Here is a 19,727-nt window from a genome sequence, read left to right as displayed (position 1 = left end):
AGGTGAGCACCAATCCGTTCGACGACGAGAACGGCCAGTTCCACGTGCTGGTCAACGACGAGGACCAGCACTCCCTCTGGCCGGCATTCGCCGAGGTGCCAGCCGGATGGCGCAGCGTCTCCGGCCCCGCCCCACGAGCGGAGAGCGTCGCCTACGTGGAGGAGCACTGGACCGACATGCGGCCGCGCAGTCTCCGGGAGGCGATGAACGGCTGAGGCCGTGCGGTGAGGCGCCGGCGACGAATGCAGACCTGAGTAAACGCGGCGCCTCTGCGGGTCGAGGCCGTGGAGACCGAACCAGACCACCACGGCCTCCGGCCCCTTACGCGTGGCCGGCCGACAGCAGAACGCCGTCGGCCGGCGATGACAGTGACCATCTCTTTGCGTCGACGGGGAGGCGCGTGCTGTGGGGTGCACAACCAGCGATGTCATGTTCGTCCGATGGCCGGCACAAATCGACCTTCGGAACCGATGTAAGAGGGACGGCGTACCCCGTCTCCTCGTCGTGGAGGCGGGTGCCCGTCCGCCAGTCTGCAACGATCCCTTCGAAGACTGGGTCCGAGCGCCCATCTCCCGGGAGGACCTCGACGCCCGGGTCAAAGCTCTCCAGAACCGGCTCGACGACCGGCAGATACCAACCCTCGACTCCGCCGGAACGCTCAGCTACGGACCGCACTCGATCACCATCTCGAATGTCCAGACCGAATTGATGGAACTGCTCATCGAGCACTTCGGGGAGGTGGTGTACCGGCATGAACTCACTCAACGGCTGGCGGAACGCGTACAGAGGCCGACGCGGAATTCGCTCGACCTTCACATCATGCGGCTCCGCCGCCGTCTCCTACCGACCGACCTCGTCATCCGCACGGCCTGGGGGCGCGGCTATGCCCTGGAGACCGAGGCCGGCTAGGCGGTGCGGCGAAAGCGGGTCTTGAGCCCACAACGATCACACTCATGACGCGGGGTGATCGCAGCCCGTTCCGCATCGTGTCACCCCAGCCGGTGCGGTGGGCGAAGGCAGAGATGTGATCACCGTCGGCGCGGGCGGCACCCGACTCCGCACCGAGGAGCCGGCCGCCGTCCACTCCGGCGCCCAGGACGACATGCCCCGCCCGCGAACCGCCCCCGGCACGATGCCGGGGGCGGTTCGGGACGAGGCGGAACCGACCGGGGGTGCGGCCCGTTCGGACATCGCTGACCGCGGCCGAAGGCTACGGGTGGTGCACCCTCCCGCGCAGGCGGCGAAGTTCGGGGAAGGGCCGGGTGACTCGGCGGGCGAGGAAGTCGACACCGCTCGACCCGCCGGTTCCGCCCTGCTCCCCGACCATCTTCGACACCAGCGCCAGGTGTGCCACTTTCCAGTGCCAGTACCCGTTCCCCAGGTCCACCAGCGCTTCCGCGAGGCGGTGCAGCACGCCGGACTCCACGCCACGTCGGCAGACGTCGTCCACGGTCTGCCCGTGGTACTCGACCGCCGCCGCGAACGCCTCGTAGAGACTGCCCTGGTGGTGGCTGTTGCCCAGGAGCGTGGTCAGCCGCCGGAACTGCGCGGACTGCGCGCCGCTCGCCGTGTCCAGATAGGACCGGAACTCGGCGAAGTAACGCAGCGGCAGTTTCTCCAGCACCAGAAGCTGCTGCTGGAGCACCCGTATCAACTCGCCGGACCGCAGCAGGAATTCGAGCGCGAGCTCCAGATCGTGCGGGTCACAGGGCGGTAGGAGCGCCTCGGCGACGGCGTCCAGATCAGCCCCGAGCTGCTTCAGCCACAGCTCGCAGGACTGGTGGGTGATGATGAAGAACTGCTCGGCCAGGACGACCGCACGGCCGGCCGTGTGTGGGGTCCGCGGCTCCTGGAGCGAAAGCAGACTCTCCATTCGGAGATAGTCCGCATACGTCAGACTGCTCAAGACGCCGCCTCCTCGTCAAAGGTGATCTGCCGGCCGCGCCGGACAGTCCGGCACGGCCAACGACCCATATGCCTGAGCGTGACACGGAAACGAACCAGCTGATCTGCAATCTTTCGTCTCTCATTCAAGGAGAAATACCTGAGCAAGAAATACCCGGCGTCGGCGCCGCCGTTGGCACGCTTCCGGCATGACCATCCCGACCGAGCTGGACCTGACCGACGCGACTGCCTTCGTACGGCACGACGCATACGAGTTCTGGCGCGACGTGCGGAAGTCCCGGCCCGTGTACTGGCACCAGGGGGACCCCGGCTTCTGGGTCGTCGCCCGCCACGCCGACGTGCTGTCCTGCTACGCCGACGTACGCTCCCTGAGTTCCGCTCGCGGGACCGTGCTGGACGTCCTGCTGAGCGGCGGTGACTCGGCAGGCGGCAAGATGCTCGCGGTCACCGACCGGCCCCGCCACCGCGAACTGCGCAACCTGATGCTGCGCGCCTTCTCCCCGCGCGTCCTCGGCGCGGTCGAACAGAAGATATGGGAACGGACGTCACGGCTCATCAAGACCGTAACCGGGCAGGGCGGGTTCGACTTTGCGGCGGAGGTCGCCGAGCACATTCCGATGAACACGATCTGCGACTTGCTCTCCATCCCGGAGGCGGACCGCGAGAAGCTGCTGCGCTGGAACAAGCTTGCCCTCTCCTCGCACGATGCCGAGTCCGACCGGTTGGACTCCCTGGAGGCCCGGAACGAGATCATCGGTTACTTCATGGACCTCGCCCGGCACCGCCGCGGCGACCCCGGCGACGACGTCATCAGCATGATCGCTACGGCGGAGGTGGGAGACCGCCCGCTGACGCTGGAGGAGGTCGCTCTCAACTGCTACAGCCTCGTGCTCGGCGGCGACGAGTCCTCCCGCGTGTCCGCGATCTGCGCGGTGAAGACGTTCGCCGAGCACCCCGCCCAGTGGCGGGCGCTACGCGAAGGGTCGGCCGCGATCGACACGGCGGTCGAGGAAGTACTGCGCTGGGCCACGCCGGCCATGCACTTCGCCCGCACCGCGACCCGGGACATGAAGATAGGCGGCCGGCGGGTGCGCGCGGGCGACATCGTGACGCTGTGGAACACCTCCGCCAACAACGACGAGGAGGTGTTCGACCAGCCGCGCCGGTTCGACCCGGCCCGCTCGCCCAACAAGCACCTCTCCTTCGGCCACGGCCCGCACTTCTGCGTCGGCGCGTTCCTCGGCCGGACGGAACTGCGCGCACTGCTGAGCGCGCTCACCGAGTCGGTCGACGAGATCGAGGTGTGCGGCAAGCCCACACCGATCTACTCCAACTTCCTGAACGGCTACGGCAGCCTGCCGGTCGCCTTCCGCTGACGGCCGTCAGCCGGACAGCCGGCTCTCGACGGCCGCGGCCAGCTCGCCGATCGTCGCCGCCTCCAGCACGGTCCGGATCGACAGCGCGACCTCGAACCGCTCCCGGATCCGGGCGGCCAGCCTGGTCGCCTGCACCGAGTGCCCGCCGAGCTGGAAGAAGTTGTCGGAGAGCCTCGCCTCCGGGACCCCGAGGATGTCCCGCACGATCGCGCAGACCACGGCCGCGCAGCCGTCCGCCTCGGCGGCGTCCGGCGCCCGCCCGCCGTCCGGGAACCCCTCTACCTCGGTGTCCGGCTGCGGCAGGGCTCCCCGGTCGATCTTGCCGTTGGCGAGCGTGGGGAACCGCTCCAGCACCGTGACCCGTGCGGGCACCATGTGCGCGGGCAGCGACTCGGCGACATGGGCGCGCAGGTCATCCGGCTCGACCGGCGCCGTGGTGGTGACGTAGCCGACGACATGCGCCTCGGCCAGCTCACCCCGCACCACGGCGACGGCGACGTCCACCGCCGGATGGGCGGCGAGCCGGGTTTCGATCTCACCGAGTTCGACGCGGAAACCGCGCAGCTTCACCTGGCCGTCCGCGCGGCCCGCGAAGAACAGCTCGCCGTCCGGCCCCCTGCGGCCCCGGTCGCCCGTGCGGTACATCCGGCCGCCGGGCGGCCCGAACGGGTCGGCCACGAACTTCGCCGCGGTCGCCCCGAACCGGTTGAGATAGCCGCGCGCCAGTCCGCTGCCCGCGATGTACAGCTCGCCCTCCGTGCCGGGCGGCACCGGGCGCAGGCGCTCGTCGAGCACATGCACCTCGTTGCCGATCCACGGCATGCCGATCCCGACGTCACCGGCGTCGCGCACCGGCCCGCCGATCGTCGCCCCGACGGTCACCTCGGTCGGGCCGTAACCGTTGAACATCCGCCGTGCCCGCGACCACTTGCGCACGAGGGTCGGCGTACAGCTGTCTCCCGTGGACATGACGGTCCCGCCGAGCAGGATGTCCTCGGCGTCGGTCTCGCTGAGCGCCACCGGGGGCAGTACCGCGTGCGTGATGCCGTACTTGAACAGGGTGTTCCACAGCGGATGGCCCGGCAGCAGGTCGTCGGCGGGCACCATCACGAGTGCCGCCCCGGACAGCAGCGCCAGGGACACGTCCCAGAAGGCCGCGTCGAAACTGATGGACGCCCACTGGAGCACGCGGTCGCCCGGGCCCGCCCGCAGGACGGCCGCCTGGGTGGCGGCCATGTCGCGCACACCGCTGTGCGGCACGGCGACGCCCTTGGGCGTTCCGGTCGACCCCGAGGTGTAGATGACGTACATCAGGTGCTCGGGGCGCAGTACGGCACGGCGCTCGTGCCGGGCGACGTCGTGCCCCGGCAGGGCCGCGCACGCGGCGCGGAACGCCGGCTCGTCCAGGACGAGTTCCTCCGGACCCGCGCCGAGGGGCGCCACCGAGGAGGACCGCAGCAGCAGCACCGGCCGCGCGTCGGCCAGCATGAACCGCAGGCGTTCCGCCGGATAGCCCGGATCGAGCGGGAGGTAGGCGCCGCCGGCCTTGAGCACCGCCATGATCGCCACGATCAGTTCGCTCGACTTCGGCATCGCGACCGCGACGAGCGAGTCGGGACCGACACCGTGCGCGATGAGCCTGCGGGCGAGCCGGTTGATCCGGGTGTTCAGCTCCGCGTAAGCGAGGGTGCTCTCCCCGTCGATGAGGGCGGGTTCTCCGCCCCGTCTGGCGACGGTTGACTCGAACAGTGCCGGAACCGTGTTCAAGCGCGGTCAGCTCCTTCGGGGGGCTCCCTGATCGACGGCGAATCTAATCTCCGGCGACCGGGGAGCCCGGCGAATCCTTCCCTTCTCTGTCAGTGCCCGCTCCCGGCACCGGCGGGTACGCGCAGGAGGTCCCGGCTGACGGCGGCGCCGTCGCTGACGTGCAGGACCGCGTCGGCGGTCTCCAGCGTGGCCCCGTCGAGCGGGAAGTAGCCCTGCTGCGGGGTGGTGTCCGTCCGGGTGCGGGCGGCGGCGACCTTGCCGGTGGGGGCCATGGCCCAATCGGTGACGCGGTCCTGCAGGCGGCTCTCGTAGGTGCCCGGTTCAGGGTCGCCCAGCCCGACGGCCTCGCTGCGCCCCAGGCTGCCGACGACGAAAACGTACTGCTCGCCCAGCAGCGGTGCCACGACGGTTCCGGCCCCCGGCCAGTTGACGGACAGGTCTCCCAGGCTCCAGGTGCTCGGGGTCCGCTGGAGGTGCACGTTGTGGGCGAAGACCAGCGTCGCGCCCCGGCGGCCCTCGATGCTGCGGATGTCGAGGAGGTTCTGTGCCATGAGCGCGTCCCGGGTGGCGAACAGCCGGGACAGCCGGTCGTTGTTCTCCAGGCGCTGGGCAGCCTGCCGGTGGTAGCGCAGCAGACCGAGGCCGGCGGTGAGGTGTGCCCGGGCCCGGAGCCACTCCGCGCGCGAGGTCTGCGCGATCCGTTCGGCGGCGTTGGAGTGGAGCAGGGTGAGCATGTCGTCGGCGAGGGACCGCAGCCGCTCGGCCTCGGGCGTGGCGCCGACCGACATGGCCGGGTCCATCACCGCCTCCGTACGGCTCCACTGCTCGTCCGCGCCCAGCAGCCCGGCGAGGTCGAGGTCGAGCCGCAGATAGTCCCGGGCGAATTCGAGACAGCGCCGCGGGCTGGGGGCACTGGTCGTCTCCGTAGGGACGTCGAAGCCGTGAAAGCTCAGCCGCTCCTCCGGCGGCCGGGTCGCGTTGTGGTCGCGCATCCAGGCGACGAGGCACCGGTTGGTCTCCAGGTTCCCGAAGTCGTGGGAGAAGCCCTCCAGCGCCACCTCGTCGAGATCCCCGTCGCCGCCCTTGACGAAGTCGTCGACGCGCAGCGCGGCCACGCGGTCGGTCTCCAGGGCGATCGAGCGGAAGCCGAGGCCGGCCAGCCGGGCGAACAGCTCGTTGCGCACCCACCCGAAGGCGGGCTCCCGGTGGGTGGGTTCGCCGAGCGCCAGCACAGCGCACGAGGCCACGGGAAGGTTGTGAAAGTCCTTGCTCATGTCTGTCAATCGAATCATTGAAAGACCCGTTGAGGCTTACGCGATGCCGCCGGTGCGGCAGAAGCCCCGCCGGCCGCGAGGTCTCAAACCGTCGGCGGGGACCCCGGCGCGGGAGCCGGTTCCGTGGTGGCCGGCGGTCCGGCTGGGACGCCCAGATGGGCCACGTACCCGCCGAGCTGGGCCGCCGCGCCGAGCATGGACACGCCGCGGGCTGTGAGCCGCCGCCGCCAGTCGTCGAGGGCGGCGGACAGCGCCTCGGTGCCGCCGGCCGTGCGGATCTGCCGGACCACCGTGCGGATGTGCTCCAGCGGGTAGCCCCCGCGCCGCAGGAGATGGGTCAGCTCGGCGTCGCGTACGTCCGTGGCGCCGAACGAGCGGTGGCCGGTGACCAGCTCGCGCGCCGGGGTGAGGATGCCCACCGCTTCCCAGTTCCGCAGGGTCGCCGCGGTCACCCCCAGACGGCGCGCGAGTTCGCCGATGCTGAGCGGCTCGCTGCCGGCGGACCTGTGCTCGGCGGGGCCGGGGGCGGAGGTGAGGTGCGCCACCGCCCGTCCCACCGCGTCCAGCGTGCTCCGGTCGCGCAGCAGTTGGGCGTGGCCGCGGTCGACGGCCGTCAGCGCGGCGTCGAGGTCGCCGGTGTTGAGCGACCGCATGATCTCTCCGCCCGTGGCGTACCCGTACGCCTGGACGAGCGCCAGATAGGCGCGCAGGGCCGCCGCGTGCGTCTCGGTGTAGGTGCGGTAGCCGGACGGGGTGCGCCGGGCGGGTGGGATGAACCCGTCCCGCTCGTAGTTGCGGACCGCCTGGGTGGAAATGCCGTGCTCACGGGCCAGGTCGAACGGACGCAGGTGCTTCACGGTTTGAGACTTTATCCCAAGGAATTCGCGTAGATTCCCGGAAGCCTCTCAAAAACCCTCAACCGAGTTTGCAGGTATACGCTTGAGTTCCATGAACCGGGACGTTCAGGAACTCGTCACCACGTCACCTGACGAAGGCATGCCGCGTCCGACAAACGGGAGGGACAACATGACCGCTGGCACGGAGACGGACACCCAGCCTCCTGGGCTGTGCGCCGCCGACAGCCACGATCTGATCCGTGTGCACGGGGCTCGTGAGAACAACCTCAAGAACGTGCATGTGGAGATCCCCAAACGGCGGCTGACCGTGTTCACCGGGGTCTCCGGCTCGGGCAAGAGCTCGTTGGTGTTCGACACGATCGCCGCGGAGTCGCAGCGGCTGATCAACGAGACGTACAGCGCCTTCATCCAGGGCTTCATGCCCACCCTGGCGCGGCCCGAGGTCGATGTGCTCGACGGGCTGACCACCGCGATCCTCGTCGACCAGCAGCCCATGGGCAGCAGCCTCCGCTCCACGGTCGGCACCGCCACCGACGCTGGCACACTGCTGCGCATCCTCTTCAGCCGCCTCGCCAAGCCGCACATCGGGTCGCAGAAGGCGTTCGCCTTCAACGTCGCCTCGGCCGACGCCTCGGGTGTCCTCGTGGTGAACGGCAAGAAGATCGAGAAGGGCTTCAGCGTCGTCGGCGGCATGTGCCTGCGCTGCGAGGGCATGGGCACCGTCTCGGACATCGATCCCGCCCAGCTCCTCGACGACTCCAAGTCGCTCGCGGACGGCGCGGTCACGGTCCCCGGCTGGAAGCCCGACGGCTGGGTGGTGCAGTCGTTCACCGAGTCGGGCTTCCTCGACCCGCACAAGGCGATCCGCGACTACACCGAGCAGGAGAGGTACGACTTCCTTCACCGGGACCCGGTCAAAGTCAAGGTGAAGGGCGTCAACACCACCTACGAGGGCCTCCTCGCGCGGGTGCGCAAGTCGTTCCTGTCCAAGGACAAGGAGACGCTCCAGCCGCACATCCGTGCCTTCGTGGAACGGGCGGTGGCGTTCTCCGTCTGCCCCGAGTGCCACGGTACCAGGCTCAGCGAGACCGCCCGGTCCGCGAAGATCGACGGCCTGAGCATCGCCGACGCCTGCGCCATGCAGATCAGCGACCTAGCGGCCTGGGCCCGCGGTCTCACCGACCCGTCGGTCACGACACTGCTCACCGTGCTCGGCCAGACCCTCGACTCGTTCGTCCAGATCGGCCTGGGCTACCTCTCGCTCGACCGGTCATCGAGCACGCTCTCGGGCGGTGAAGCCCAGCGCGTCAAGATGGTCCGCCACCTGGGCTCCGCGCTCACGGACGTCACCTACGTCTTCGACGAGCCCACCGTCGGCCTGCACCCGCACGACATCCAGCGGATGAACGACCTGCTGCTGCGACTGCGCGACAAGGGCAACACCGTGCTGGTCGTGGAGCACAAGCCGGAGACGATCGTGATCGCCGACCACGTCGTCGACCTGGGACCGCACGCCGGCACCAAGGGCGGCGAAGTCGTCTTCGAGGGCACCGTCGAGGGCCTGCGGGCCAGCGGCACCGTCACCGGACGGCACCTGGACGACCGGGCCTCACTGAAGCCGTCCGTACGCGAGCGGTCCGGTGTGCTAGAGGTGCGCGGCGCGAACGCCCACAACCTGCGCGACGTCGACGTGGACATCCCGCTCGGCGTACTCACCGTGCTCACCGGCGTCGCGGGCTCCGGCAAGAGCTCCCTGATCCACGGCTCGGTAGCGGGCCGCGACGGCGTCGTCACGGTGGACCAGTCGCCCATCAAGGGCTCCCGGCGCAGCAACCCGGCCACCTACACCGGCATGCTCGAACCGATCCGCAAGACGTTCGCCAAGGTCAACGGGGTCAAGCCGGCCCTGTTCAGCCCGAACTCCGAGGGTGCCTGCCCGACCTGCAAGGGCGCCGGTGTCATCTACACCGACCTGGCGATCATGGCCGGCGTCGCCACCACCTGCGAGGAGTGCGAGGGCAAGCGGTTCCAGGCCTCGGTGCTCCAGTACCGGCTCGGCGGCCGGGACGTTAGCGAGGTGTTCGCGATGCCGGTGGCCGAGGCCGCCGAGTTCTTCCGCAGCGGTGAGGCACGGACGCCGGCCGCGTATGCCGTCCTCGACCGGCTCGCCGAGGTCGGCCTGGGCTACCTCAGCCTCGGCCAGCCGCTCACCACCCTCTCCGGCGGAGAGCGGCAACGGCTCAAGCTCGCCGGTCACATGGCCGGAACGGGCAGCGTCTACATACTCGACGAGCCGACCAGCGGCCTGCACCTGGCCGACGTCGAGCAACTGCTCGCCCTGCTCGACCGGTTGGTGGACTCCGGCAAGACGGTCATCGTCGTGGAGCACCACCAGGCGGTTATGGCGCACGCAGACTGGATCATCGACCTCGGCCCCGGCGCCGGCCACGACGGCGGAAAGATCGTCTTCGAGGGCACGCCCGCCGAGCTCGTCGCCGACCGCCCCACCCTCACGGGCGAGCACCTCGCACAGTACGTCGGCGCCTGACACGACGCGGCCCCCGCCCGCCCCCCCGCCTGCTGACAGTGGGCGGGGCGGGGGCCGCTGACCGTGGCCGGCCCGCGCCGGGCCGAAAGCCGACGTCGCCCGTACCGCCGTACGCGCACGACTGTCTGGCTCACCTCTTTCGCCCGCACCTCTCCCGCACCGCGGCGGCGACCACAATGCGGGCCGACGGCCTCCGCCCGCCTACAGCCCGTTCCGGCGTTTCCCCACCGCGCACCCGCCGGACCGCACCCACGGCGGACGGACCCCGCTCACGCCGCCCGACGGAAGGGATCAGACCGATGTCCTCGCACGCCGACCACACCACCGTGATCGTGGGAGCCGGCCCCGCCGGGCTCACCGCGGCGCTCAGCCTGGCCAGATACCGGCACCCGGTGACCATCGTGGACAGCCCCCGGGCACCGCGCAACAGCGCGTCGGCGGGTGTTCACGGCCATGTCGGAATGGACGGCGTCACACCCGCCGAGTTCCGGGCGCGCGCCTGGAAGGAACTCTCCCGGTACGCGACCGTCGAGCGGCTGGAGGCCGACGCCGAGAGCGTGACCCCCGCTCCGGGCGGAGGCTTCCGGGTCGCCGTCGGCGGCGGGACCGTCGAGGCCCGAACCGTTCTGCTCGCCACCGGTGTCGTGGACGTCCTCCCGGCCGACGTGGACGGTTTCGCGGAGTGCTGGGGCCGCAGCGTGATCCACTGCCCGTTCTGCCTCGGCGAGGAGAACGCCGGCGGGCGCTGGGCGACCGTCGCGGACAACGCGGAACTCGCGGGACTGTCGGCCGTGGCCTTCCTCGCCTGGAGCGAGGACACCATCGCGATCTGCCAGGAGTCCATGCCCGGCCTGGAGACCGCTCGCGCGACGGCGCGGAGCAGCGGGGGCGAGGTCGTCACGGGAACGGTCCGCCGCCTGCACCACCACCAAGGGGCGCTGTACGCCGTCGAGTTGGACGACGGCCAGGTCCTGGAGCGGGAGACCCTGGTCTGGACGCCGCGACAGCGGCAGCAACCCGTGGTCAGGCAGGCGGCCGAAGAGCTGAAGCTGACGGTCGACGACGCCGGCTTCATCGGCGTCGACGCCTCCCAGTGCACCAGCGTGCCGGGCCTGTACGCGGCCGGGGACCTGACCAGCCGCTGGAAGCAGTCGGTCACCGTGTCGGCCGCGGCGGGCGCCGCGGCCGCCGACGCCATCCACATGTCGGCGTTGCTCGGCGCTGTGCGCCGCTGAACCGGTTGCCCCGCCACCACTCGATTCAGGGTCGCGTCGGATCCGGAAAGGAACCAAGGCAGATGCCAGCAGCGATCAGAACGGCCGGACTGCGCAAGCGTTTCGGCTCGCTCACCGCACTCGACCACCTCGACCTCACGGTGTCCGAGGGCACGGTGCACGGCCTGCTCGGCCCCAACGGCGCCGGCAAGACCACCACCGTCCGGGTCCTGGCCACCCTCATCAGGCCGGACGAGGGAGCGGCCGAGGTGTTCGGCGTGGACGTGCGTGACGACCCCGGCCGGATCCGGTCGGTCATCGGCCTCACCGGCCAGTACGCCGCCGTCGACGAACTCCTCACCGGGCGCGAGAACCTGCACATGATCGGCAGGCTGTTCCGGCTGTCGAAGTCCGACTGCCGGGCCCGCGCGAGCGAACTGCTGGAACGCTTCGGCCTGGACGACGCGGCTGACCGGCAGCCCAGGACCTACTCCGGCGGAATGCGGCGCCGGCTCGACGTCGCAGCCAGCCTCATGGCGCGGCCGAGGCTCATCTTCCTCGACGAGCCGACCACCGGCCTCGATCCGCGCAGCCGCATGGAGGTGTGGCGGCTCGTGCGCGAACTTGTAGCGGAGGGCACGACCGTACTGCTCACCACGCAGTACCTGGAGGAGGCGGACCAGCTCGCCGACTCCCTGTCGGTCATCGACCGGGGCAGGGTCATCGCCGGCGGCACCCCGGACGAGCTGAAGGCCCAGGTGGGTCAGGACCGGGTCGGCATCACGCTGTTGGACGGCGAAGGCATGGAACAGACGGTGCGGCTCCTGCGGGAGCGGCTGGGCGCCGACCCGGTCGCCGACCCGCAGAAGATGGTGGTCCACGCTCCGCTGCCCGACGGCGGCACCCTGCCCGACCTGCTCCATCTGCTCAGGGAGTCGGGGATCGCGATCGGTGACGTGGCGCTCCGCCGGCCCACTCTCGACGACGTTTTTCTCGCTGTGACCGGCCGCTCCGCCGATCACGGCGTCGACCAGCGCGACAGCGGGAAGGAAACCGGGCGCACATGACCTCCACCACCCTGACACGGGAGAGCGGCACGTCGTACACGCAGTCGCGGAACACCCTCGGGTGGTGGCTCTCCGACGTGTGGCAGATGACGCTGCGCAACGTACGGCACGTGCTGCGCAGCCCCGATCTGGTGATGTTCTCGCTGGTCCAGCCGGTGATGTTCATCCTGCTGTTCACGTACGTCTTCGGCGGCGCCATGGACGTCGGCGGCGAACGCTACGCCCAGTTCCTGCTGCCCGGCGTCCTCGTCCAGATGGCGCTCTACGGCTCCGCAGCCGGAACGACCATCGGGGTCGCCGCCGAGATGCGCGAGGGCCTCATGGACCGCTTCCGCTCGATGCCGATGAGCCGTACCGCCGTGCTCATCGGGCGCACGCTGTCGGAGATCTTCCGCAACGTCGGCGTGGCCTGTGTGACCGTGGGAGTCGGCGTGCTGGTCGGCTTCCGGTTCCACAACGGCCTCCTGCCCGCGCTGGCTGGCCTGCTGCTGTTGCTGCTGTTCGGCTACGCGGTGTCGTGGTTCGCCGCCTACCTCGGGCTGTCGGTGCGCAACGCGGAAGCCGCCCAGGCGGTCGGCGGCGTGTGGATCTTCCCGTTCACACTGATCTCCTCGGCGTTCGTACCGACCGACACGATGCCGGGCTGGCTCCAGGCGTACGCCGCCCACAGCCCCATGACGGCGGCCGTGAACGCCCTGCGCGCACTGTTCACCGGGGGCCCGGCGACGAGCTACGTCCTCCAGACCGTGGCCTGGTCGGTCGGCCTGATCGCGGTGTTCGCCCCGCTCGCGGTCCGCAAGTACGGCTCGCGCTGACCGGCAGGGGTGCTCCCTGACAGAAGTCCGCAAGAGACCGAGGACGCTCCGGGGGGCGACGCAATCATGGCAGCCATGACTGAACCTGTCGCCGCACCCGACGGACCCGCCCCGATGACCGAGGTGTTCGACGCCGTCTACCGCGGGGAGAGCCCTTTCGGTAAACGCCCGCCGTGGGACATCGGGGCGCCCCAGCCCGCCTACGTCGCCCTGGAGGAAGCGGGACTCATCGGCGGCGCGGTCCTCGACGCGGGCTGCGGCACCGGTGAGGACGCCCTCCACCTGGCGGGCAAGGGGTACGCGGTGACAGGGCTGGACCTGTCCCCGACGGCGATCTCCCTCGCCCGCGACAAGGCCGGGGCACGCGGACTCGACGCCGTCTTCGAAGTCGCCGACGCCCTCGACCTCAAGGGCTGGGAAGGGTGCTTCGACACCGTGATCGACTCCGGCCTCGCCCACACCTTCGAGGGCGACACGCTGCGTTCCTACGCGGCGGCCCTGCACCGGGCCTGCCGCCCGGGGGCGGTGGCGCACATCCTCTCGATCAGCGACCGGGGGTCCGCGGAGATGCAGGCGCGGCTCGCCGAGGCCATCGAGGAGATACCGGCGCCGCTTCCGGACAACGACGAGCCGCCCGTCCTCAAGCGCTCCGCCGACCACTTGCGCCACGGCTTCGCCGACGGCTGGACGGCGGAGTCGATCGACGAGACCCACATACGCGGCATCATCCCGACCACGTCCGAACTCCTCGACGTGCACGCCTGGCTCGGACGTTTCCGCCGTAGCTGACGCGACCACCGAAGACGGCCCTTGCGAAGGTGATGAACGATGAAGGTGCGAGTAGGCAAGTGGCTGCGGACCGTCGCGTCCTCACCGGCCGGCCGGGCGGCCCGACGGGTGGTCCCGTCGGCCGGCGCCTCCCCGGCCCCGCCTCCCTGGACCGGGGCCGCCCGCGCCGCCTACCGGTTCGGTTTCGCCTACGCCGGCCTGTACTGCCTGACCTCCCCTCAGGTCTATCTGGCCCTGCGCGGGGGCGGCCTGGGGCGTCTCCAGGAAGCGGCCGACTCCTGGGCGAAGCTCTGGGAGGTACGCCCGGTGCGGAACTGGATGTCCGTCCGGGTCCTCGGCAGGGAGCTGGGTGACCGCTTCGACGGCGGCGACGACCCGCACACCTGGGCGGGGCAGCTCTGCTGGCTCGCGGGCGCCGCCGCGGCCACCCCGGTCTGGTCCGTGCTGGACCGGAACCGGACGGACTGCGCGGCGCTGGACAAGTGGGTCCGCCTGGCCGCCCGTTTCTGCCTCGCGGGGCAGATGTTCTCCTACGGCGCGGCCAAGGCCGTCCCGCTCCAGTTCCAGCTGCCGCCGTCCAAGCTCGTCGAGCCTCTCGGCGACCTCAGCCCGATGGGCCTGCTGTGGGCGCAGACGGGGTCCTCCAAGCCGTACCAGATGCTGCTCGGCTGTGCGGAGATCGCGGGCGGGCTGCTGCTCATCGTTCCGCGCACGGCGTCGCTGGGCGCGCTGGTGTCGGCCGCGGAGATGGCCCAGGTGCTCCTCCTCAACATGACCTTCGACGTCCCCGTCAAGGTCCACTCCTTCCACCTCCTCCTGCTCAGCCTCCTTCTGCTGGCCCCGCACACGCCTCGCCTGGCCGGAGCCCTGCTCACGGACCGCCCGGTCCCCGCGGCCGTCCCCTCTGAGCTCTTCCGCTCCCGCCGGGCGAACCGGATCGCCACCGCACTGCAGGCCGGGGCGGGGCTCTGGCTGCTCGGCGCACAGCTGCGCAACGACTGGTCGTTCTGGAAGAACCACGGGGGCGGACGGGAAAAGCCCGAGTTGTACGGCGTCTGGGACGTCACCGACTTCTCCATCGACGGCGAACGGCACCCGCCCATGACGACCGACAGCCGGCGCTGGCGCCGAGTCGTCGTGGACTCCGCCGACGCCGTGGCCATCCAGCACATGGACGACTCGCTCGACCCCTGCATGGCGGCGATCGACATGAACGCCCGTTCGGTCGCGCTGACCAAGGTGGCCGACCCCAAGTGGCAGGTGACGTTCACCTTCGAGCGCCCCACCGACGATCGCCTGATCCTGGAGGGCGACGCCGACGGCTACCACCACCGCCTGCATCTGCGCCGCCGCGACCTCGGCACCTTCCCGCTGGTCGGCCGTGGCTTCCACTGGGTGCAGGACAACTCGTACCTGCGGTAGCGGACCAGTCGACCGAGCGGCACACACGGGACGGCGGCCCGCCGTCCACGGGAGGAGAACAACGGATGAGCGCGGACGTGGAGACGCTGGCCGCGGAGGTACGAGGACCCGTCCTGCTGCCCGGCAGCCGAGGGTACGACGAGGAACGGACCGGATTCCAGACCGGCTTCCGGCACCGGCCCGCCGTCGTCGTCGGCGCCACCCGCCCCGAGGACGTGCGCGCCGCCGTCCGCTTCGCCGCCGAGCGGAGGCTGCCCGTCGCCGTGCAGTCCACCGGACACGGCATCGTCACGGCCCTGGACGGTGAGGGCGTACTCATCACCACCCGCCGGATGAAGGCCGTCGTGGTGGACGCGGAGGGCGGAACCGTCAGCGCCCAGGCTGGCGTGCTGTGGGGAGAGGTCATCGAGCGGGCCGCCCCGCACGGTCTGGCCCCTGTCAACGGCTCAGCTCCGCACATCGGCGTCGTCGGCTACCTCCTCGGCGGCGGTGTCGGCCTGCTCGGCCGCCGGACCGGCTACGCCAGCGACTACGTCCGCGCCATCGACATCGTCACCGCCGACGGCGCGCTGCGCCACGTCACGGCCGGCTCCGACCCCGACCTGTTCTGGGCGCTGCGCGGTGGCGGCGGCAACTTCGGCGCCGTCACCGCCATTGAAACCTCCCTCGTGCCGGTGACCGGGCTCTACGGCGGCGGCCTCCACTTCGCCGCGGACCACCCCGTCGACCTGCTGCACGCCTACCACGCGTGGACCCTCACACTGCCCGAGGAACTCACCTCCTCGATCGGCCTCATGACCTTCCCATCGATGCCGTCCGTCCCCGAGCCGCTGCGCGGACGCTACGTCGCACACGTCCGGATCGCCTTCACGGGCTCCGCCGAAGAGGGCGAACGGCTCGTGGCGCCCCTGCGCGCGCTCGGCCAGCGTCTGATCGACACCATCCGGGAAATGCCGTACACGGAGGTCGGCACCATCTACCAGGACCCGCACGTCCCGCACGCCTACTTCGGCGGGAACGTCCTGCTGAGCGAACTCGATCCCACGGCCCTGCGGACCGTCGTGGACGTGGCCGGACCCGATGCGGCCGTCCCCTGCATCGTCGACATCCGTCACCTCGGCGGGGCCTTCGCCCGTCGGCCCACCGACCCGGGCGCGGTCGGGGGCCGTGACGCCGCGTACATGCTGCGAGTGATGACCGGCGGCACGGCCGCGCCGTCCACCGCAGCCCGGCCGGTCCACCAGCGCGTCTACGAGGCCCTGAAGCAGTGGACCGTCGGCCGCAGCCTCAACTCCGTCTACAACGACGGCGCCCCGGTGCGCCAGGAGCAGGTGCGGGAACTCTTCGCGGCCGAGGACTTCGAGCGGCTGCGACGCGTAAAGACGCTGCACGATCCGCACAACCTTTTCCGGTTCAACCACAACATCCGACCGAAAGACAGCGATTGACTGAGCTTCGTCGCTTGCATGCGGGCACCATGCCGCTCGTCGTGCCCGTGGTCCCGCTGAACAATTTCGTCGTGGTGATCGTCGTCGGCTTGGTCATCGGTTCAGGTTCGTCGCCGGGCTGCTGTCGGCGCTGGGCGGCCTGGCGCTGCTGTTCTCCGCACCTCCTCGCGGGACTCTCGTCTTTGACGCTCGTTCGACGCTCTGGCCGTTCACACGAAGGACGATGGGCCGAGAAAACGGCTCTGACCAGGGCCTTTCTGGGACCCGTTCAGGCCGACATCTTTCCGATGACGTCGCACGTGGAATGCGTGGCGATTCTTGAGCCCGCAGCAAAGGGTGTCTGACCTGCTGCTTCGCTGATGTCGCAAGTCGCGAACGGATCGTGACGACATGTTTCTGCAGGTGCATGACGTAAAGGGCTCGCCAGGTGGGTAACGCCCGCCTGACCTGCGAGTTCGTGGGGCGGTGCGGGGGAGCGGCGAGCGAGAAGTGCTGGTTCACCGGGACTGAGGGGCGCTGTCTTCGACGCTCGGTTGACGCTTTTTCCGACGGTGTGTCAGACGGCGTCTGACAGATGACGGTCAGGGCGCGTCGACCGGGTACGTGGGACGATCAGCCCGGTGGATGGTGGCTTCGGCACGGGCGGAGACCCCGGTGTGCGTTCCGGTCATCGGTGATCGATGGTCCCCGCCGGGTACGTCGAGGCCCTGGCAGAGGTGTGCGGCCCGTTTCGGACCGGGGCGCTGCGTTGACTGAGCGGCGACCAAAGGGCTCCGGCGCCACCACTACGCTGCGTCCGGCGAGGCTCGTCGCCGGACTCCCGGCGACCGGCCGGTGCGCCGCGACGGACACTGCCCGCGCACTGGGGCGGGTGTGAGCTGTGGCGCGTGAACTGGTGCTCGGTGTCGACGCGGGCCATGCCGTGACCAAGGCCGTGTTGTTCGACGCCACCGGCCGAGCGGTGGCTCGGGGCACCGGCACAGTGCTCCTGAAGACCTCTCGACCCCATTGGGTGGAGAGGGAACCTGCCTGTCGCGCGGGGCCGGGCTTCGGGTAGCCGCGTGGTCGCGGGATGCCAGCGCTCGCACCCGCCTGACAGCCCCTTCCAGCCGCCTTCATGGCGGCGGCCCGTCGCGGTCAGCTGTGGGGGGAGGAGGCCGGCAGGTCCTGGTCGGCGGCCCAGGAGGCCAGGATGCGCAGCCGTTCGTGGGTGGGGGAGCCGGGCTCGGCGGTCCAGACGGTGAGGTGCTGGTCGGGGTCGGTGTTGGCGGTGAGGGTGTCCCAGTCCAGGACGAGCTCGCCGACCACCGGATGGTTGAGAGTCTTCGTGCCCACGGTGCGGGCGGCGACATGGTGATCGCCCCACCAGCGGGCGAACTGTTTGTCACGCAGGGACAGTTCACCGACCAGCTCGATCAGGCGCGGGTCCTCCGGATACTTCGCGGCCTCCATGCGCAGCTGGGCCACGGAGATCTGCGCGGAAGTCTCCCAGTCTGCGTACAGGGTGTGCATCGCCGGGTCGGTGAACTGGATCCGTGGGTAGTTGCGGTGCTTTTCCGGGATGCGGGAGAAGTCGGTGACCAGGGCGGCGGCCAGTGCGTTCCAGGCGAGGATGTCGCCGCGTCGGCCCTGCACGATGGCGGGGGTGGCGGTGAGGTCGTCCAGGACCCGTTGCAGCTGTGGCTGGACCTTCTGCCGGCTGCGGCGCCGGGTGCGGGTGGTGGTCTTTCCGGCGAGCTGGAAGAGGTAGCCCCGCTCGTCGTCGTCCAGATGGAGCACCCGGGCGAGGACGTCCAGCACGGGCGCCGACGCCTGCATACGGCCCTGTTCCAGGCGGGTGTAGTAGTCGGTGCTGATATTGGCCAGCTGCGCGACCTCCTCGCGGCGCAGTCCCTCCACCCGGCGGGGCCTGTCGGTCTTGGGTAGACCGACCGCGCGCGGGCTCAGCTTCGAGCGACGCTTCTTGAGGAATTCTCCCAGCTCATTGAGGGGAACGTTGGCGGTCATGCTTCCCAGGATGACATCGATCCCACCTGCGTAAGGGGGGAGAACTTCCTCCCTGGATGTTTCCTTCCCGGGATGATTTTCTCCGCTTTTCGCGCCTGCCCTCGCGTGTGAGGCTCGACCGTGAGCAGTCGTATTCCTCACCACGGCTGCGGTCCACCGATCCCCGCACCGAAGGAAGCACCCCATGCGCGGAGCAGTCATCCACGCCCCCGGCGACGTGCGCTTCGAGAACCTCGACGACCCGAAGATCATCGAGCCGACCGACGCGGTGATCCGCACGGTCGCCACCTGCGTGTGCGGCTCGGACCTGTGGCCCTACCGCGGCGCGGAACCCATCGGCGACCCGCACCCGATGGGGCACGAGTACGTAGGCGTCGTCGAGGAGATCGGCAGCGAGGTGACCAACGTCAGGCCGGGCCAGTTCGTCGTCGGTTCCTTCGCCACCTCGGACAACACCTGCGCCAACTGCCGTAACGGCTGGCAGTCCTCCTGTCTGAACCGCGAGTTCATGAGCACCTGCCAGGCCGAGTACGTGCGCATACCCAACGCCCACGGCACCCTGGTCGCCACGGACGAGCACCCGGACGCCGAGATGGTGCCGAGCCTGCTCGCCGTCTCGGACGTGATGGGCACCGGCTGGTACGCCGCCCTCGCCGCCGAGGTGAAGCCCGGCTCGACAGCCGTAGTGGTCGGTGACGGAGCGGTCGGACTGTGCGGTGTCGTCGCCGCGAAGGAACTGGGTGCGGAGCGGATCATCGCCATGTCCCGGCACGGCTCCCGGCAGAAGCTCGCCCTGGAGTTCGGCGCCACCGACATCGTGGCCGAGCGCGGCGACGAAGGCATCGCCCGCGTCAAGGACCTCACCGGCGGCATCGGCGCCGACAGTGTGCTGGAGTGCGTCGGCACCGCGGATGCGGTGCGACAGGCCCTGCATTCCACCCGCCCTGGCGGCAACGTCGGCTTCGTCGGCGTCCCGCACGAGGTGGCCGTCGACGGCCAGGAACTCTTCTTCTCCCACGTCGGCCTGCGCGGCGGCCCCGCTCCCGTGCGCCGCTTCCTGCCCGACCTGATCGACCGCGTGCTGACCGGCCGCATCGACCCGGGCAAGGTCTTCGACCTCACCCTGCCCCTGGACCAGGTCGCCGGAGGTTACCAGGCGATGGACGAACGCCGCGCCATCAAGGTCCTCCTCAAGCCCTGATCCCCAGCCCGGTGACCGGATGCCCGTGCCGAGCACC

General features: G+C 70.3%; 16 protein-coding genes. 11 read left to right on the top strand and 5 right to left on the bottom strand.

Translation table 11 applies throughout. The features are described 5' to 3' along the window. Positions 1 to 2: 2 nt before the first annotated feature. Positions 3 to 215 (top strand): MbtH family protein, encoded by a 213-nt coding sequence (locus ACFYMM_RS15440; RefSeq protein WP_388386435.1) that lies wholly within the window; start codon positions 3 to 5, stop codon positions 213 to 215. 190 nt (positions 216 to 405) lie between these two features. Next, positions 406 to 909, top strand: a complete 504-nt coding sequence (locus ACFYMM_RS15435) for a winged helix-turn-helix domain-containing protein (protein WP_388386432.1) — start codon at positions 406 to 408, stop codon at positions 907 to 909. A gap of 301 nt (positions 910 to 1,210) precedes the next feature. Here ACFYMM_RS15435 and ACFYMM_RS15430 read toward each other — a convergent pair whose 3' ends face one another. Continuing rightward, a complete protein-coding gene (locus tag ACFYMM_RS15430; RefSeq protein ID WP_388386430.1) occupies positions 1,211 to 1,906 on the bottom strand; it encodes a tryptophan 2,3-dioxygenase family protein in 696 nt (231 codons plus the stop codon). Between the two features lie 187 nt (positions 1,907 to 2,093). Between ACFYMM_RS15430 and ACFYMM_RS15425 the strand changes: the two genes are divergently transcribed. After that, positions 2,094 to 3,281 (top strand): cytochrome P450, encoded by a 1,188-nt coding sequence (locus tag ACFYMM_RS15425; protein WP_388386428.1) that lies wholly within the window; start codon positions 2,094 to 2,096, stop codon positions 3,279 to 3,281. A 6-nt stretch (positions 3,282 to 3,287) separates the two neighbouring features. Here the strand turns inward: ACFYMM_RS15425 and ACFYMM_RS15420 are convergent, their stop codons facing one another. The 3 genes from ACFYMM_RS15420 to ACFYMM_RS15410 form a co-directional block, all read right to left on the bottom strand. Next, positions 3,288 to 5,048, bottom strand: coding sequence for a non-ribosomal peptide synthetase (locus ACFYMM_RS15420; RefSeq protein ID WP_388386426.1), 1,761 nt, complete (start codon positions 5,046 to 5,048; stop codon positions 3,288 to 3,290). 89 nt (positions 5,049 to 5,137) lie between these two features. Beyond that, positions 5,138 to 6,322: an erythromycin esterase family protein gene (locus ACFYMM_RS15415; protein ID WP_388386424.1), complete on the bottom strand. Its 1,185-nt coding sequence runs from the start codon at positions 6,320 to 6,322 to the stop codon at positions 5,138 to 5,140. A gap of 83 nt (positions 6,323 to 6,405) precedes the next feature. Continuing rightward, on the bottom strand, positions 6,406 to 7,179 hold the full coding sequence (locus ACFYMM_RS15410) for a TioE family transcriptional regulator (RefSeq protein ID WP_388386422.1): 774 nt from the start codon (positions 7,177 to 7,179) through the stop codon (positions 6,406 to 6,408). A gap of 169 nt (positions 7,180 to 7,348) precedes the next feature. Here ACFYMM_RS15410 and ACFYMM_RS15405 point away from each other — a divergent pair, with 169 nt between their 5' ends. The 7 genes from ACFYMM_RS15405 (at position 7,349) to ACFYMM_RS15375 (ending at position 16,482) form a co-directional block, all read left to right on the top strand. Next, positions 7,349 to 9,727, top strand: a complete 2,379-nt coding sequence (locus ACFYMM_RS15405; RefSeq protein WP_388386420.1) for an ATP-binding cassette domain-containing protein — start codon at positions 7,349 to 7,351, stop codon at positions 9,725 to 9,727. A gap of 299 nt (positions 9,728 to 10,026) precedes the next feature. Further along, complete coding sequence (locus ACFYMM_RS15400; protein ID WP_388386418.1) at positions 10,027 to 10,962, top strand: NAD(P)/FAD-dependent oxidoreductase; 936 nt, start codon at positions 10,027 to 10,029, stop codon at positions 10,960 to 10,962. A 62-nt stretch (positions 10,963 to 11,024) separates the two neighbouring features. Continuing rightward, positions 11,025 to 12,008 (top strand): ATP-binding cassette domain-containing protein, encoded by a 984-nt coding sequence (locus ACFYMM_RS15395; RefSeq protein WP_388386416.1) that lies wholly within the window; start codon positions 11,025 to 11,027, stop codon positions 12,006 to 12,008. Further along, positions 12,005 to 12,823 (top strand): ABC transporter permease, encoded by an 819-nt coding sequence (locus ACFYMM_RS15390; RefSeq protein WP_190174511.1) that lies wholly within the window; start codon positions 12,005 to 12,007, stop codon positions 12,821 to 12,823. Before ACFYMM_RS15395 ends, ACFYMM_RS15390 begins: the two co-directional genes overlap by 4 nt. A gap of 75 nt (positions 12,824 to 12,898) precedes the next feature. Further along, entirely contained in the window at positions 12,899 to 13,612 is a 714-nt protein-coding gene (locus tag ACFYMM_RS15385) for a class I SAM-dependent methyltransferase (protein WP_388386414.1), read from the top strand. 39 nt (positions 13,613 to 13,651) lie between these two features. Beyond that, positions 13,652 to 15,034, top strand: coding sequence for a DoxX family protein (locus tag ACFYMM_RS15380; protein ID WP_388386412.1), 1,383 nt, complete (start codon positions 13,652 to 13,654; stop codon positions 15,032 to 15,034). 65 nt (positions 15,035 to 15,099) lie between these two features. Then, positions 15,100 to 16,482: an FAD-binding oxidoreductase gene (locus ACFYMM_RS15375; protein ID WP_388386410.1), complete on the top strand. Its 1,383-nt coding sequence runs from the start codon at positions 15,100 to 15,102 to the stop codon at positions 16,480 to 16,482. A gap of 1,137 nt (positions 16,483 to 17,619) precedes the next feature. Here the strand turns inward: ACFYMM_RS15375 and ACFYMM_RS15370 are convergent. Then, positions 17,620 to 18,489, bottom strand: coding sequence for a helix-turn-helix domain-containing protein (locus ACFYMM_RS15370; RefSeq protein WP_388386407.1), 870 nt, complete (start codon positions 18,487 to 18,489; stop codon positions 17,620 to 17,622). 184 nt (positions 18,490 to 18,673) lie between these two features. Between ACFYMM_RS15370 and ACFYMM_RS15365 the strand changes: the two genes are divergently transcribed. After that, positions 18,674 to 19,690 (top strand): zinc-dependent alcohol dehydrogenase family protein, encoded by a 1,017-nt coding sequence (locus ACFYMM_RS15365; RefSeq protein WP_388386404.1) that lies wholly within the window; start codon positions 18,674 to 18,676, stop codon positions 19,688 to 19,690. Positions 19,691 to 19,727: the final 37 nt, after the last annotated feature.

This window comes from Streptomyces sp. NPDC006739, from assembly GCF_042869815.1.
Taxonomy (GTDB): domain Bacteria; phylum Actinomycetota; class Actinomycetes; order Streptomycetales; family Streptomycetaceae; genus Streptomyces.
This window is presented reverse-complemented; position numbering and strand designations above follow the sequence as displayed.